At 42.9% G+C, this 14,384-nt stretch carries 12 protein-coding genes; 6 read left to right on the top strand and 6 right to left on the bottom strand.

The window, feature by feature from the left end:
- The first annotated feature begins 41 nt into the window (after window positions 1-41).
- The 6 genes from BP27_RS0102450 to BP27_RS0102425 are packed head-to-tail and all read left to right on the top strand — an operon-like array spanning window position 42 to window position 7,547.
- Entirely contained in the window at window positions 42-2,024 is a 1,983-nt protein-coding gene (locus BP27_RS0102450; RefSeq protein ID WP_027850196.1) for a TonB-dependent receptor domain-containing protein, read from the top strand.
- On the top strand, window positions 2,014-2,790 hold the full coding sequence (locus BP27_RS0102445; protein ID WP_051610170.1) for an SAM-dependent methyltransferase: 777 nt from the start codon (window positions 2,014-2,016) through the stop codon (window positions 2,788-2,790). Before BP27_RS0102450 ends, BP27_RS0102445 begins: the two co-directional genes overlap by 11 nt.
- A complete protein-coding gene (locus tag BP27_RS0102440) occupies window positions 2,783-4,366 on the top strand; it encodes an ABC transporter substrate-binding protein (RefSeq protein WP_027850194.1) in 1,584 nt (527 codons plus the stop codon). Before BP27_RS0102445 ends, BP27_RS0102440 begins: the two co-directional genes overlap by 8 nt.
- Window positions 4,367-4,370: 4 nt before the next feature.
- Window positions 4,371-5,345 (top strand): ABC transporter permease, encoded by a 975-nt coding sequence (locus BP27_RS0102435; protein WP_051610168.1) that lies wholly within the window; start codon window positions 4,371-4,373, stop codon window positions 5,343-5,345.
- Window positions 5,346-5,350: 5 nt separating this feature from the next.
- Window positions 5,351-6,127 (top strand): ABC transporter permease subunit, encoded by a 777-nt coding sequence (locus BP27_RS14930; RefSeq protein WP_051610166.1) that lies wholly within the window; start codon window positions 5,351-5,353, stop codon window positions 6,125-6,127.
- On the top strand, window positions 6,114-7,547 hold the full coding sequence (locus BP27_RS0102425; protein ID WP_027850192.1) for an ABC transporter ATP-binding protein: 1,434 nt from the start codon (window positions 6,114-6,116) through the stop codon (window positions 7,545-7,547). Before BP27_RS14930 ends, BP27_RS0102425 begins: the two co-directional genes overlap by 14 nt.
- Window positions 7,548-7,553: 6 nt before the next feature.
- Here BP27_RS0102425 and BP27_RS0102420 read toward each other — a convergent pair whose 3' ends face one another.
- From BP27_RS0102420 to BP27_RS0102395, 6 genes are all read right to left on the bottom strand, one after another.
- Window positions 7,554-8,393 (bottom strand): class I SAM-dependent methyltransferase, encoded by an 840-nt coding sequence (locus BP27_RS0102420; protein WP_036239179.1) that lies wholly within the window; start codon window positions 8,391-8,393, stop codon window positions 7,554-7,556.
- Complete coding sequence (ycaO, locus tag BP27_RS0102415; protein WP_027850190.1) at window positions 8,390-10,141, bottom strand: 30S ribosomal protein S12 methylthiotransferase accessory factor YcaO; 1,752 nt, start codon at window positions 10,139-10,141, stop codon at window positions 8,390-8,392. Before ycaO ends, BP27_RS0102420 begins: the two co-directional genes overlap by 4 nt.
- 524 nt (window positions 10,142-10,665) lie before the next feature.
- The gene (locus BP27_RS0102410; RefSeq protein ID WP_027850189.1) at window positions 10,666-11,088 is read right to left on the bottom strand and encodes a hypothetical protein; all 423 of its coding nucleotides are present in this window, start codon (window positions 11,086-11,088) and stop codon (window positions 10,666-10,668) included.
- An 80-nt stretch (window positions 11,089-11,168) separates the two neighbouring features.
- Window positions 11,169-12,980 (bottom strand): sulfate adenylyltransferase subunit CysN, encoded by a 1,812-nt coding sequence (gene cysN, locus BP27_RS0102405; protein ID WP_027850188.1) that lies wholly within the window; start codon window positions 12,978-12,980, stop codon window positions 11,169-11,171.
- Window positions 12,980-13,897 (bottom strand): sulfate adenylyltransferase subunit CysD, encoded by a 918-nt coding sequence (gene cysD, locus BP27_RS0102400; RefSeq protein ID WP_027850187.1) that lies wholly within the window; start codon window positions 13,895-13,897, stop codon window positions 12,980-12,982. The genes cysN and cysD overlap by 1 nt, the downstream gene beginning before the upstream one ends.
- Window positions 13,898-14,049: 152 nt before the next feature.
- On the bottom strand, window positions 14,050-14,384 hold a 335-nt coding region (locus BP27_RS0102395; RefSeq protein ID WP_036239176.1), incomplete at its 5' end, for an IS30 family transposase.

The raw sequence follows: 14,384 nt of genomic DNA, 5'->3' as shown, positions 1-14,384 counted from the left end.
TTAGCTAATGAAAACAATTCTCATTAGTTAAGAGTGTAAATATGAAACTAAAAGTTCGGACTTGTTCAGGTTTTGCTTTCACCAGCATGGCATTAGCTTTGGGGTTGGTCTCACAAACGTATGCTGATGAAAAAACTAATAAGTTGCCAACAGTGGAAGTAACCGCAAGGCAAATTCAAGATAAAGTTATTAATTCAGCCACGCTGCAGCGGCAGCAAGCGTCTAGTATGCGTGATATTTTTAATACCGACCCTTCAGTAAACATTGGCGGTGGGGGTGTAAACGCGCAGCGTATTTACTTAAATGGTGTCGAAGGCACGAACCTAAACATTACCATTGATGGCGCAAGGCAAGGCCGGAGTTTATTTCAGCACCGTGGCGGTTTAACGGGTATCGACCCTGCGTTATTAAAACGTGTTGAAGCTAAAACCAGCGGTGGGCAACAAGGCCCGGGTGCTTTGGGTGGTTCTATTAAGTTTGAAACGGTGGATGCCCAAGACTTACTAAACGAAGGCAGAGCTGCTGGCGCAAGGGTTAGAGCGGGTTACGCATCGGCAGACAGTTCTAAGCAAGGCGGTGTCAGTGTGTATGGCAAGGTGGGCGATAAGCTGGGTTTATTAGTGCATGCAGCAGCGGCTGACCGTGATGATTACCGCACAGGTGGCGGTGATGAAGTGCTTAGATCAGCCAGTGATGACCGTGATTACTTTATAAAAGTAAGTTTGTTAGACGTAGGCGATCATCAAGTGCGTTTAAGCCTAAATAACCATGAATCTTCTGGTATTTATGCGCGAGGCAGTAACGGTAGTGATGCGGGTATTTTGCCTGACCCACTGCCAACCAGCGGCCCTTCAGTACCTGTTAGCCAAAAAGTTGACCGAAAAAGCTATTCGTTAGATCACCGTTATCAGCCCACTAGCCCTTGGTTAGATTGGCGAGCTAATGTGTATTTAAGTGAAAACGAAGTGAGTTACCCAGGCAGTACTGCTACGCCCATTTCTACTGAAGAACAAGGTTTTGCACTAAGTAATAGCGTGTTATTTGAACAAGCTAACTGGTGGTTTAAAACTACCCTAGGGCTTGATTACTTGTCTGAAGATGGTAAAACCAGTGACTTCAAAGTGAATAGCAAAAATTTAGGTGCTTATTTACAAAATGAACTGAGCTGGCAAGATTTCACCTTTAATCTAGGTGCGCGTTTTGATGATTATTCAGCAGATTATCGTCACCTTGAACTCGATGATAGTGATATTTCACCTAATTTTGGGGTTAACTACGCCATTACGCCAGAGTTAAGTGTTTTTGCTAGTTACGAAGAAGCAGTACGCGCAACTGGTATTGTTCCTGTGGGTTGGTTAAGCCGGATGAGTGAAGCAACCTTGCAAAATAATGGTCAGCGCTCTTTAGAATCTGAAAAATCTGAGAAGCAAGAAGTTGGGGTTAACTACCTAAGCAAAGGTGTTTTTGCAGCAGATGATCAGTTAAGTTTTGGACTAGCTTACTTTGAAACAGAGCTTGATGGTTTAATTGAAATACCTGGTGGTGGTATGTCACCGGGAACGTCCATTAACAATAGAGAAGCCATTGAAATTACAGGTTGGCGTTTAAGCTTGGGCTGGGCAAATAATGATATTAGCAGCCAATTCTCTTTTAACAGCAAAGACATTGAGCAAAATGGTAAAGACTTAGGTGCAGTGCGCCGTGTGGCGGCGGCAACGGGCGATCAGTTTGTTTGGGATACCCGTTGGCAAACCACACAAGCCTTACAGTTAGGTTATACGCTAAATGCCGTTGCACGCTTAAAAGATGTGCCAGCTAACCAACCTGAACGTGCGGGTTATGTAACCCACAGCCTACAAGCAGAATATAAGTTGCAGCAGTTAGAAGGCTTAACTTTAAACTTAGCTGTGCATAACCTGTTTGATAAAAACTATGCAGACCACGCCAGTTTATATAGCAGCTCTACTGGCATTGTTGCAGAACCCGGTCGTGATATTCGAGTGGCGGCTACCTATGAATTCTAATGCTTCTGAACTTTCTAAAAATTCTTCACAAATAAATACAAGCGCCCAAGGGCGTTTGTTATTGGTTAGCGCGGGCATTGGCGATGCTGAAAACATTACCTTAAAGGCCTACCGTTTATTAAAAGCAGCTGATGTTGTGATTGCCATGCCGCAGGTAAGCCAAGTGTTTGCCGATGTTTTACACGATAAACTGCTGTTAGATGCAGGGCATGGGCTGTTTTCGGATTTAGCCAAGCGTGGGCTAAATGAAGAGCAGCTAGATAATTTAGCACAGCAGGAAGCGCAGCTGGCTAAACAAGTACGTGACTTCTGGGCAGAAGGCAAAAGCATTGTTGTTTTAGAGATGGGCGACCCCTGCATTTTTGGCCCACAAGCAGGTTATTTAAAAGCATTTAAAGACTTAAACCCTGAAGTGGTCGCGGGTATTTCCAGCTTTAATGCTGCCAATGCTTTGTTAGCACAGCCGTTATTAGCCCAAGGCAAGCGTTTGCAATTAAGCAATTTAAGCTTGCTGGAAACGATACGCCCAGAAGCAGCGCCAGAAACGTGGGTGTTGTTTTGTATGGGATTAGATTTAGCCAAGGTATTTAAGCAACTTAAACAGCTCTACCCGCTGACTTATCCTATTTCGATTGTGATTAGTGCTGGTTTTGCAGAGCAACAACAAGTGATAACTGGCAGTTTGCAACAGCTTAATGAACAACTTGCTGATAAAAGCTTACCTTGGTCTTGCTTAATTTATATTGGGGTAGATGCCAATGCGTAATCGGATTTTAACTCAGGCATTGCTTATTACCAGCTTATTATTGCCAAGCGTTGCCTTTGCAAAAAATAATCTGACTATTGCCGATACACAAGGTGATTGGGGCGTATTAGCCCCTTTTTTACATTCAGCACGAGGCCCTGGTTTTGTTTACACCAGCTTTGTATTTGATTCTTTAATTTGGAAAGATGCTAATGGGCAATTACAGCCGCTGTTAGCTAAAAGTTGGCGTTATAACGCACCAAGCCAGTGTTATGAATTTGAGCTGCACCCTAAAGCTAACTGGCAAGATGGGCAAGCTGTTACTGCTGAAGATGTGGTTTTTTCTTTTAACTATTTAAAAGAACACAACTACCGCTTTGTTGATTTAAAGCCCATTAAGGCAGTAACACAGCTTAGGCAGCAAGGTAAACACCAGTCGCAGGGCGAAGTGGTTGAAGTCTGTATGGCACAAGATTATGCGCCATTTCTAACCAATATTGCTGCCAGCCTTCCTATCATTCCTAAGCATATTTATAAAGGCATTGCTAACCCTTTACAGTTTAATCAGCAACCAGCAGCAACAGGTTCGGGTGCTTATAAAATGTTTGAATATAACCGTGCTAAAGGTTATTACCGTTTAAAGGCGCATACAAACTATCACTTAGGTGTACCTGCTTATGATGAAGTGCGTATTGTGCGAATGAGTCCACAAGCCGCTTTAAGTGCAATGAAAAACAAGCAAGTTGATGCCATTTCATTGCCCCAACCTTTGGTTAAGCTTTATCAAGACGCTGGTTTTAAAGTGATTAAAAAATTATCTAATCACCCCACTCGTTTATTGTTTAATCATCAAAATTTATTTGCTGATGTAAATCGTCGGCAAGGGCTGGCTTATTTAATTGATCGTCAAGCGTTAGTAGATATTGCTTACCGAGGCGTAGCTGAAGTTGCAAGGGTAGGTTATCGACAAGCTGTCAGTGATGCACTTTCTCATGCCTATCTAAAAGACCCTACAACAGCTCAAAGTTTATTAACCGCTTCAGGTTGGCGTTTAACACCGCAAGGTCAATGGTTAGATGCAGCATCTAAACCGCTTACTTTACGTTTATTAGCAACACCTAACGCTGAGTTGCTGGCTGTAACCCTTGCTAATCAGTTAGAGCAAGCAGGATTTTCAATCACTTTAAAACTTGAACCTGATTTACAACTAGCAGAGCGTTTAGCACAAAGCGAGTTTGATTTAGCCCTGCTTTCTTCCAGTCATGAAGGTGACCCTGACCGCTTTCGTTTAATGTTAACGGGGCAACAACAAAGGGGGGATGGTTATTTAGCAGACAAGTCGTTATTAACATTATTAGACGAGCAACAACAAACCTTAGATACAGACAAACGTGCTGCTTTATTATTGGAAGCTGAAAAAATTTATAGCCAACAGCTGCCCTCGTTTCCTTTAGTGAACGCTATGAACTTTGTGGCTTTTAACCCTGCTAAAGTCAATATACAGTTTACCCAAGGTGGTATTGCACTAGGCATTCCTTTGCCCTACAACAAAACAACACTTTTCTTCAAATCTGCTGTTAATGGCTTGAAGGAGTAACGGTTTGAAGTTTTGGCAAAGTTATGGGTGGCGATTAGTATTGAATAACGCGCTGGCCTTTTTTGTTTTGGTTTGCATTACCTTTATTCTGTTGCGCTGGTTGCCAGGTGATCCTTTAGATGTGCTTTATTCAAGTGATATAACGCGCAGTGTTAGCCTTGTAGAAAGGGAAGCAATGCGAGAATCCTTGGGTTGGCATGGCAGTATTTGGGCGCAAGGTTGGCAGTATATTGGTGAACTAGCCCAAGGGCATCTGGGCTATTCAATTTATCATGCTGCACCAGTTAGCGAGCTATTAGCTGCTAGTTTGCCTTGGTCTTTGGCCTTGGTGCTTTTGTCTATACCTTTGGCTTTAGTTGCAGGTGTGCTGCCAGGTTTAATTGCCGGCAGTCAGGTTAGCAAGCGCCTAGATTATTGGCTGGTGATACTGGCAGCAGTCTTTTCAAGCTTGCCTTCTTTTGCTTTGGCTTTGTTGCTGTCCAGTATTTTTGCCCATCAGCTAGGTTGGTTTCCTTTATCTGGTGGTGCAACCTTGTTTGCAGACTATAGCGGCTGGCAACGGGTGCTTGATTATTTATGGCATGGTTGGCTGCCTTTGTTAGTCTTAGCGGCACACGGTGCGCTAAGGTATTTTTACTTAGCCCGAGGGTTGGCACAGCAACTTAGTCAGCGTCCTTTTATAGCCGTTGCCAAAGCACGGGGGTTAAATCAATGGCAGTTAATAAAGCATTATTATTGGCCTAATGCTTGGCCTGAAATATTAACGCGCATGACGGGTGTTTTGCCTAGCGTGTTAGGTTCAACTTTATTTGTTGAGGTGGTGTTTTCTTACCCAGGCATAGGTCAGCTTTTATTAGATGCCATTTACAACCGAGATTTTCCAGTCATTCAGGGCGCAATACTAACCATAGGTTTTATTATTTTAATAACGAATAGCTTAATTGATTTAATGGTTCATCAATTAAGTTTAAGGGGGTAGCCTAGATGCCATTTAATCTAGGGTTAGCACTATTAAGTGCCGCTTTATTAGGGCTGTGTACTTGGCTTTTTATTCCAGAACCTGAACTTTCAACCCTAATATTACACGCACCTAATGCTTCACATTGGTTAGGAACCAATGTGTTGGGGCAGGATGTATTACTTCGCCTTTTACAAGCTTTACCTAATACATTCATTATTGCCTTGATGACAGGGCTTTTACCGGTTGGGTTTGCTTTGTTATTGGCTTCTGTAAATTTTTTTATGCCTAATTGGGTTGATAAGCTACTGCTTAAACTAGCAGATTTAATAATGATTTTACCTGGTACCTTGTTGCTGATTTTATTAGCTGTTTTTTTAGAGCCAGACTTATGGGGCAGTATTTTACTGGTGTCTATGCTGGCTTGGATGGATGATTTTCGTATTCTGCGTACTGCATTATTTAAAGCCTCGTTACGAGATAATTTAGCGGTTGCGAAAAGTTATGCTGCGTCTAAAAGTTATTTATTAAGGCAACATTTATGGCCTGTGTTAAAACCTTTGTTGTTTGCTTTGGTTATTCAAAATGCCCGACGTGGGGTAATGATGACCGCTGGTTTAGCTTTTTTAGGTTTAATGGACCCGCGCCTACCTAACTGGGGGAGTTTGTTATTTGAGTCACAAGACCAAATACACACGGATGCTTTTTGGTGGTTGCTGCTGCCGCCGGTTATTGCGCTGTCGTGTTTACTACTTTTTTTAACCTATTTACAGCAGAAGGTTGATCGTTATGCTGATGAATAAAACACCTTTGCTGGCTTTAAACCAAGTAAGCCTATCGCTAGTAGGCAATTGCCGTTTAAATAATTTAAGCTTTAGTTTAGACAAAGGTGAAGTGCTGGCAATTATTGGGCAGTCGGGTGCAGGCAAAACAAGTTTAATAACTGGCTTGCTGGGATTAATTAATGGGCAGTGGTCTGGTGATTTTGTCTGGAAAGGAGAGGTACTTAACCTTGACGCTTTGCAAGCTTTGCGAGGGCAGGAAATGGCGTGGGTACCGCAAGGTCAGGCCGATACACTGAACCCGCAGCGTAAAATAATCGACCAGCTTTTGGAAGTTATGGCAAGGTTTAAAGTGGGCACTTGGCATAATCGTAAACAACTAGCAACAGCATTGTTATTAGAAGGGCATTTACCCCAGCATTTGCATCAACGCTACCCAAGGCATTTAAGTGGTGGTGAAATTCAACGCTTTTTAATTTTGCTAGCTAGCGTTCATCAGCCAAGTTTGCTTTTGTTAGATGAGCCAACAGCGGCTTTAGATGCAGCAACTAGGCAACAAGTTATTGGCCGCTTAAAAAAACAACAGCAGCATTCAGCATTATTATTAGTAACGCATGATTTGCACTTGGTTAAACAGCTAGCCACTAAAGTTGCAGTCCTAGAAGAAGGGCAGTTAAGCCCTTGTCAGCCAGTGGAAGCCTTTTTTAAAGCGCCAAGCACTGCAATAGGGCAAGCATTTTTAGAAGCGAATCAGGGAAAAAAATATGCATCAAGTACTAAAGGCGCTCAGGTTTTAACAGTTGAAGGTTTAGCTTATCAAGTGGATGAAAGTCGGGTAGGAAGCCGGTTGCTTTTTAATCAATTATCCATGCAACTTCACCAGCAGCAACGCTTAGTTGTTGAAGGGACAAGCGGTAGTGGTAAATCTACCTTGGCTCGATTATTGGCAGGCTGGATTCCGTTACAAAAAGGCCGGTTGCATTGGTGTTTGTCAGGGTTAAATAGGCCACAGGCTGCTTTAGTACCTCAGCAGGCTTATACTGCTTGCGCTGCCTATTTTAATATTGAACAAATTTTAGCCGAGCCTTTAATTTTAAATAAAACAGGGGTAGATAAAGCACAAATCAAGTCTTTTTTATCTTGGGTGCAATTGCCTACGACTGATCAGTTTTTACAGCGTTTACCGCACCAAGTCAGCGGCGGTGAATTACAACGGGTTATTTTGGCAAGGGCATTAAGTTTAATGCCAAAGTTGCTTATTTTAGATGAACCCACTTCTGCCCTAGACCCAATTGCCAAACTGAATTGGGTAAAATTAATGACTCGATTACAGCAGCAGCTAGGGTTTGCTTTGCTGGTTTTTACCCATGACACCCAATTAGCTGAAGTGTTAGATGCTGAACGCTTGTGTTTGACCAACATTAATCATTCAGCAACTTAATTTGTATTAACCAGCCTTTTGCCAAATACCTTCGATTAAGCGTACTTTGCCAGCAGCTAAATTTGCCATTAGGTTTTTGCCCATCTGTAAAAAGCGTGGTCCAAAAATTAACTGGGGCGTTAAAATACCGGTTTGGCCACGGGCTTCTTTATCGGTATGTTTTTTACGCCAGTTTAAGGCCTGTTCGGTAACTTCCTGCTGAGTAACCTTCACAAAACCGGCTGTGGTGAGTTGTTTTTCTAACTCGGCTGGCTTGATTAAATGGCTGGTGCTGGCGGTATCTGCCCAAGGTACAGGGAAGGCTAAAGCTTCTAGGTTATCGCCTTGTAAAACTTCATGCAGTAATAAACGACCGCTAGGTTTAAGTACCCGATTCACTTCAGCCAAGCCTTTGGCTAAATCGGGCAGGTTCATTAGGGTGTGTTGGCTCCAGACTGCATCAAAGCTTTCATCTTCTAAAGGTAAGCACTGGGCATCGGCACAAATAAATTTTGTACGGGCGGTTAAGCCTGTGGCTTGGGTTAACCACTGAGCTACGTCTACAAAGGGTTGAGTAATATCTACACCAACCACTTGTAAGCCATATTCATCGACTAATAAACGGCTGCTGCCACCCGTTCCACACCCTAAATCTAATACCTTTTGAGCGGGCAAAAAGCTTGCTTGTTCAGCGAGTTGTCGGCTAGAACGCCTGCCGCCTACGTGCAGCTGGTCGATGGCAGCTATGTCATCTAAGGTTAGTTGTTCTGGGTTTAATCCTTCGGCAACCAACGCTTCTTGTAAACGAATCGCTAGGCGTTCATCGGCATAGTGGCTAGTCAATAAATCTTGATGGGTTGATTTCATAATAAAGAGTCTTTTTTAGCTTTTTGTACTTTTAAGTAGGCTTCAATTAGCTTTTCGTGGGCTTCTAGGCCGTCTAACCCTGGTGCTGGCGCAAAGCCTTCAAAGGTATCTTCACCATTGATTAAACGCTCACCGGCATTCACTTGTTCTTCACCAAAGTAAAGATTAAGCGCGGTGCGGTAAGAATCAATGGATTGGTTAGATAAGGCAATTTCTAACAAAGACTTAATGCAACGGTAATGGTTTTCGCGGTGTTCATGCAGGTGTCCAAACAGCAGTAAACCTTCAATTAAGTCCAGCGCTTCTTCTTGTTCGCCTAGGGCTAGGCACAGCATGGCACGCAGTTCACCGACACGTAATTCTTTCCAAAAAGTTGAACCACCCGGCACTAAACCAATTAAGGCAGCCACTGGGTGCTGTTGGCTAAAGCCGGATTCATTAATCAGTTCGGCCACTTCATCTAGGTCTGGGCGGTCAAGTTCTGGCAGTTCTAATAATGCATCACGCAGTTCTATGCCTTGGTTGTTGTTATCCCACAATAAATCATCGGCTGGGTAAATTTCAGAAAAACCAGGTACTAGAATACGGCAAGCATCCACGCCTAAATGCTGGTAATCCATAATGTAAACTTCACGGCCTTCATCGTGTAGCTGGTCAAGCAGCGCATTGAACTGCTCTTCGCTCGTGCCGGGGAAATTCCAATCAGTGAAGGGGTAATCAAAACGGTCGCCAATTAAATGCCAGCCAACCAAACCGCTGGAATCGGTAAAGTGGGTTTCTAAGTTATGCGGCTCACTGACTTGGTATAAATCTAAGGTGGGTGCTGGGAAAACGTCGAGTTCGTCTAAAGCACGGCCTTGCAGCAGTTCAGTCACGGTGCGTTCTAGCGCCACTTCAAACAGCGGATGCGCCCCAAAAGAAGCAAAACAGCCACCGTCTTTAGGATTTAGCAAGGTGACGTTAATGACTGGGAAGCGTCCGCCCAGTGAAGCATCTCTGGCTTGCACATAAAAACCAGCTGCTTCTAAGGCTTCAAGGGCGGCAACCACTTTAGGGTAACGTGCTAAAACTTGGTTAGGAATTAACGGTGGGCACATACCTTCGGTTAAAATACGGGCTTTTATAGCACGTTCAAAAATTTCAGATAGCGCTTGAGTATAGGCTTCATAAGCGTTATTACCTGCCGCCATGCCGTTAGAAACAAATAAGTTGCCGACTAGGTTAACGGGAAACCATACAGGCTTTAAGTCACTTTGGCGCACAAAGGGCAGCGCACAAATACCACGGTTAATTGCGCCTGAGTTAATATCCACCAAACCGGCTGGCTCTAGCGTTTCTTCTTGCTGATAAATAGCTAAACAGTGTTCATCTAATAAATCTGGGTGCAACTCTTCACTAGCGGCGGAAAACCAGCGCTCTTCTGGGTAGTGAACAAATTCACCTAGAGAAACTTTAGGACCTAACCAAAAGTCAGCCCAAAAATAGTTGGTGCTTAGGCGTTCAAAAAACTCACCTAAAGCTGAAGCAAGAGCAGCTTCTTTAGTAGAGCCTTTGCCATTGGTAAATAACTGTGGGCAATCTAGGTCTTGCAAATGAACCGACCAAACATGGGGAACAGGGTTTAACCAAGATTTAGGCGCTACATTAAAGCCTAGCTTTTTAAGTTGGTTTTCTAATCGAGCAATGGTGCTGTCAAGTGGGGCATCTTTGCCTAGAATAAGGTTTGTTGCACTAGAGCTGCTAGTCATTTTTTATGCTCGCTTAAGAAGTTGTGGCGGAAGAATAGCAGGCTGCATGAAGGCTTGCCAGAAGTCTTGCGGAGTTTTATCTTTGTCAAGTGTCCACAGGCTAAAAATTAGAGAATATTTTTGTTATTAACTGACTAGCTAGACAAAGATTTGATAAATCTTGAGGTTTTCTTTTACTTGGTTATGTCAAGTATTGACTTTATATTTATTTTTTAAAACCATAAAAATCAAACACTTAGGTGTTTTTAGTCATTCGTTCAGTTTTTTTCTAAAAGCATCCACTTGGTTACTGGTGCCTTTTTACCCAATTTGTAGCTAGGCTTGTTTTAATGGGGGTAAGGGCAGTCTGCTACAAGCTTACTCACAAACTTATCCACAGCTAATGTGCATAAGTGGATAAAGAAATAGCTGAGGATTTAATAAAAATTAAGCAAAAAAAAGGGTAGCTAAGAAGCTACCCCTAGTGCAAATAATCGCACTCAATAATCGACCTTCAATTCTTTGAAAAATGACTGACTTTTCTCTTACCAACCTATAGCTGTTGCTAATGGTTCTTGTACCTGCTGATAAAGGTGGGCTGCTAATTGAACACCTGTATCTTTGTCTTCAAATAGTGAGCTAAGCAGTTGTTCATCTAAATCTTGTCGCTTAGCAATGGTTAAGCGTATTGCTGCTTCTTTATCTTCACTAAGCTGCTTTAAAGCGTTAAAACCTGGTTGACCATAACGTGCAATCATTAGCCTAACGCGTGTATCTGGGTGGCTAGCTAATTCATTTGCTAGTTCTTCTGGCAGGTTAGGGTTTTGTGCAAGAGTAAAAGCCAGTTCTGGATGTTTGTTATAGATATAGTGCCAAGTTTCTGGTCTAGCCGTCATGTTCAGCGCGAATCGCTTTTCATGGTGTTGCTTGCTGACTAAAAGGTCTTGTAACTCTTGTGTATCTATCATGGCTGCCTCCAAATGCTGCACTTGCTAACTAGACGAAAGTATAACGAATTAGGTAGTGTAACTACAAGGAGAAAATGAATTTAAATAAGCATTAACTCCCTTAGTTTGGCTAAAAGCTGCTCGGCTAGTGTAGTTTTGGCGTTTTCTAGCAAGGCAATTTCCTGGTACTGAGCTTGCTTGCTTAACTCAGGGCTTTTTATCACTGCATAGATGGTTTCACTAGTTGTCTGTTTTGGGTGACTCGCTGTTTGTGTGCTAATAACGAGCAAACCTTTGCTAAGCAACCAGTCTTCTAGCTGGGATTGTTCTGCTGCTAAACCACATGCTAGCTCTTCTTCATCTATTACTAAGGCGAAACGCCCTGCGTTAAACACTAAGCGTTCTAGCTGAACGGCTAGTTGCTGGCGCTGAGTTTTACTTCCACCTTGCAGGGTTATTTTTGCTGCTTTTTGTCCAAGGCGTGCAGTACGTTCTTTTGCGGTAACGGGTGTTAGTTCTATTTTCGATGAAGTCAGTTGTGGGTTACTGGCTTGAATCATACCCGCAGCAAGGGTGCCTTGTTCATGGCGGTCAATTAGAATAAAGCTGCCAGTAGTAGGGTTGCTTAAATAGTCATCGGCTAAAATCGGCTCTTCTAACTGCAATTCAACACGAGCAATTGTATTCAATTTAAGCTCTGCTGCGGGTTGGCGCTCCAAGGTATTTACTTGGGTGGTGTAGTGAATAGCAAGAATACGGGCATTGACTAAGCGACTAGCGGTTTTAAGCAGGTAGGTTTTGCCTTGTAAAGAAGGCGTTTCAGCCATCCATACCATTTCAGCAGTAATTCGGTCAGTAGCAACTGAAGCATCATCCGCAGCCACTAAAATATCGCCACGCGAAATATCGATTTCATCTTCTAAGGTGACAGTAATCGCCATTTGCGGGTAGGCGGTTTGCAGTTCATCTTCAGAAGTTAACTTTTTATTAGCAGTTAGCAAAGATTTAACACGGCTGGTTACGTCGGAAGGTAAAACTTTTACAGGGTCGCCAACACTTAATTTGCCAGCGGCTAAAGTACCGCAGTAACCACGAAAATCACGGTTAGGGCGGTTCACATATTGCACAGGAAAACGCAGCGGTTGTTCCACGGTTGCTGGCTGCATATCAAGGTTTTCTAACAAAGCCATTAAAGGCAAACCCTGATACCAAGCTAAAGACGGGCTGGCATTCACCACATTGTCGCCCTTTAAAGCAGAAAGCGGCACAAAGTGCAGTTCTGGTAATTTAAGCTGAGTGCTGCTGGTTAACGATTGTGCAAAAGCTAAATAGTCTTCACGAATTTTGTTAAAAACTTCTTGGTTATAATCGACCAAGTCCATTTTATTCACCACTACCACTAGGTGTTTCAACCCTAATAAAGACACTAAGTAACTGTGGCGAAAGGTTTGTACCTGCATACCTTTACGTGCATCTATCAACACTAAGGCAACATCGGAGTTAGAAGCGCCAGTCACCATATTGCGGGTGTACTGTTCGTGGCCCGGCGTGTCGGCAATAATGAATTTACGTTTGGCGGTAGAAAAATAACGGTAGGCAACGTCAATAGTAATGCCTTGTTCTCTTTCCGCCTGTAAACCATCCACCAATAAAGCTAAATCAAGGGTATCGCCACCTTCTTCATTGCTAAAAGAAGCCCCTTGGTTTTTGCTGTCTTTTTGAATGGCCTCTAGCTGGTCTTCATAAATCATTTTACTGTCGTGCAGCAAACGACCAATCAGGGTTGATTTACCATCATCAACATTGCCGCAGGTTAGTAAACGCAAGAGCTGTTTGTTTTCCTGCTGTAATAAATAACCTTCAATATCGGCGCTAATTAAATCGCCTTGCTCTTGAATATAGCTGGCAGTCATTAGAAATAACCCTCCATTTTTTTCTGTTCCATCGAACCACGCGTGTCTTTATCGATCATGCGGCCTTGGCGTTCTGAAGTGCTGGTTAAGAGCATTTCTTGAATAATCTCTGGCAAAGTGGCAGCAGTGGATTCAATCGCCCCAGTGAGTGGGTAGCAACCAAGGGTTCTAAAACGTACTTGTTTAAGTTGTGGCTCTTCACCTTCAGCCAAAGGAAGGCGTTTATCATCGACCATTATCCAAGTGCCATCACGCTTAACCACAGGGCGTAGCGCAGAAAAATACAGGGGCACTAGCGGAATTTTTTCTAGCCAGATGTATTGCCAAATATCTAGTTCTGTCCAATTAGATAGAGGGAAAACACGAATGCTTTCGCCTTTTTTTACTTGTGTGTTGTACAAGTTCCACAGTTCTGGGCGTTGGTTTTTAGGATCCCAACGGTGGTTTTTATCCCGAAACGAAAAGACTCTTTCTTTAGCACGCGACTTTTCTTCATCACGCCTAGCACCGCCAAAAGCGGCATCAAAACCATATTTGTCTAAGGCTTGTTTTAGACCTTGGGTTTTCATTAAATCGGTATGCAAAGCTGAACCGTGAAGGGCTGGGTTAATACCCATATCCACACCTTCTTGATTGACATGCACTATCAATTCCATGCCCGCATCTTTAGCCGCTTGGTCACGAAACTTAATCATTTCCTGAAACTTCCAAGTGGTATCAACGTGCAATAAAGGGAAGGGCGGTGTGCCTGGGTAAAATGCTTTGCGTGCTAAGTGCAGCATCACCGAAGAATCTTTACCTATGGAATACATCATCACTGGGTTAGCAAAACTAGCCGCTACTTCACGAATAATGTGAATGCTTTCAGCTTCTAGCTGCTGTAAATGGGTAAGCCGTGATTCGGCAAGTGCGAGCATATCCTACTCCTGTAGAAAACAATGCTAGTGAGTATGCCGTGAGGTAAGAGTAACTAAAAAGAATATCTGGGTATCTTGTTATTCTTTTGGGGTATATGTAGATTTGTGAAAGTATTTTGATGACTTGCCTGTGTAGCTATAAGAACTTGGATTCAACTTGCTAGTGCAACAGCCTGTAATTCTTCAAACAATACTTCATTTGGTGTTTTCATTCCAAGTGTTTTCCTAGGTCGGTTATTTAGACGATGCATAATGAATTCAAAATGCTCATCATCTAAGTGCTTAAAGCATGAACCTTTGGGGCAGTATTGACGTATTAAGCCATTTGTATTTTCATTCAATCCACGTTGCCAAGAAGCATAAGGGTCTGCAAAGTAAAAGTCACAATTCAGTGCTTTTGCAATGGCTTGATGCTCAGCAAACTCTTTACCATTATCTGCCGTTAGAGTATGTACTAAACCAACAGAAGCAAAGGGTGTTAACAACT

Source organism: Marinospirillum insulare DSM 21763 (assembly GCF_000686905.1).
Classification (GTDB): Bacteria; Pseudomonadota; Gammaproteobacteria; order Pseudomonadales; family Halomonadaceae; genus Marinospirillum; species Marinospirillum insulare.
This window is presented reverse-complemented; position numbering and strand designations above follow the sequence as displayed.

Excerpts from the sequence above, each read along its gene's own strand:
- BP27_RS0102450 (WP_027850196.1), top strand. The coding sequence starts at position 42 with ATGAAACTAAAAGTTCGGACTTGTTCAGGTTTTGCTTTCACCAGCATG.
- BP27_RS0102445 (WP_051610170.1), top strand. The coding sequence starts at position 2,014 with ATGAATTCTAATGCTTCTGAACTTTCTAAAAATTCTTCACAAATAAAT.
- BP27_RS0102440 (WP_027850194.1), top strand. The coding sequence starts at position 2,783 with ATGCGTAATCGGATTTTAACTCAGGCATTGCTTATTACCAGCTTATTA.
- BP27_RS14930 (WP_051610166.1), top strand. The coding sequence starts at position 5,351 with ATGCCATTTAATCTAGGGTTAGCACTATTAAGTGCCGCTTTATTAGGG.
- BP27_RS0102425 (WP_027850192.1), top strand. The coding sequence starts at position 6,114 with ATGCTGATGAATAAAACACCTTTGCTGGCTTTAAACCAAGTAAGCCTA.
- BP27_RS0102420 (WP_036239179.1), bottom strand. The coding sequence starts at position 8,393 with ATGAAATCAACCCATCAAGATTTATTGACTAGCCACTATGCCGATGAA.
- ycaO (WP_027850190.1), bottom strand. The coding sequence starts at position 10,141 with ATGACTAGCAGCTCTAGTGCAACAAACCTTATTCTAGGCAAAGATGCC.
- BP27_RS0102410 (WP_027850189.1), bottom strand. The coding sequence starts at position 11,088 with ATGATAGATACACAAGAGTTACAAGACCTTTTAGTCAGCAAGCAACAC.
- cysN (WP_027850188.1), bottom strand. The coding sequence starts at position 12,980 with ATGACTGCCAGCTATATTCAAGAGCAAGGCGATTTAATTAGCGCCGAT.
- cysD (WP_027850187.1), bottom strand. The coding sequence starts at position 13,897 with ATGCTCGCACTTGCCGAATCACGGCTTACCCATTTACAGCAGCTAGAA.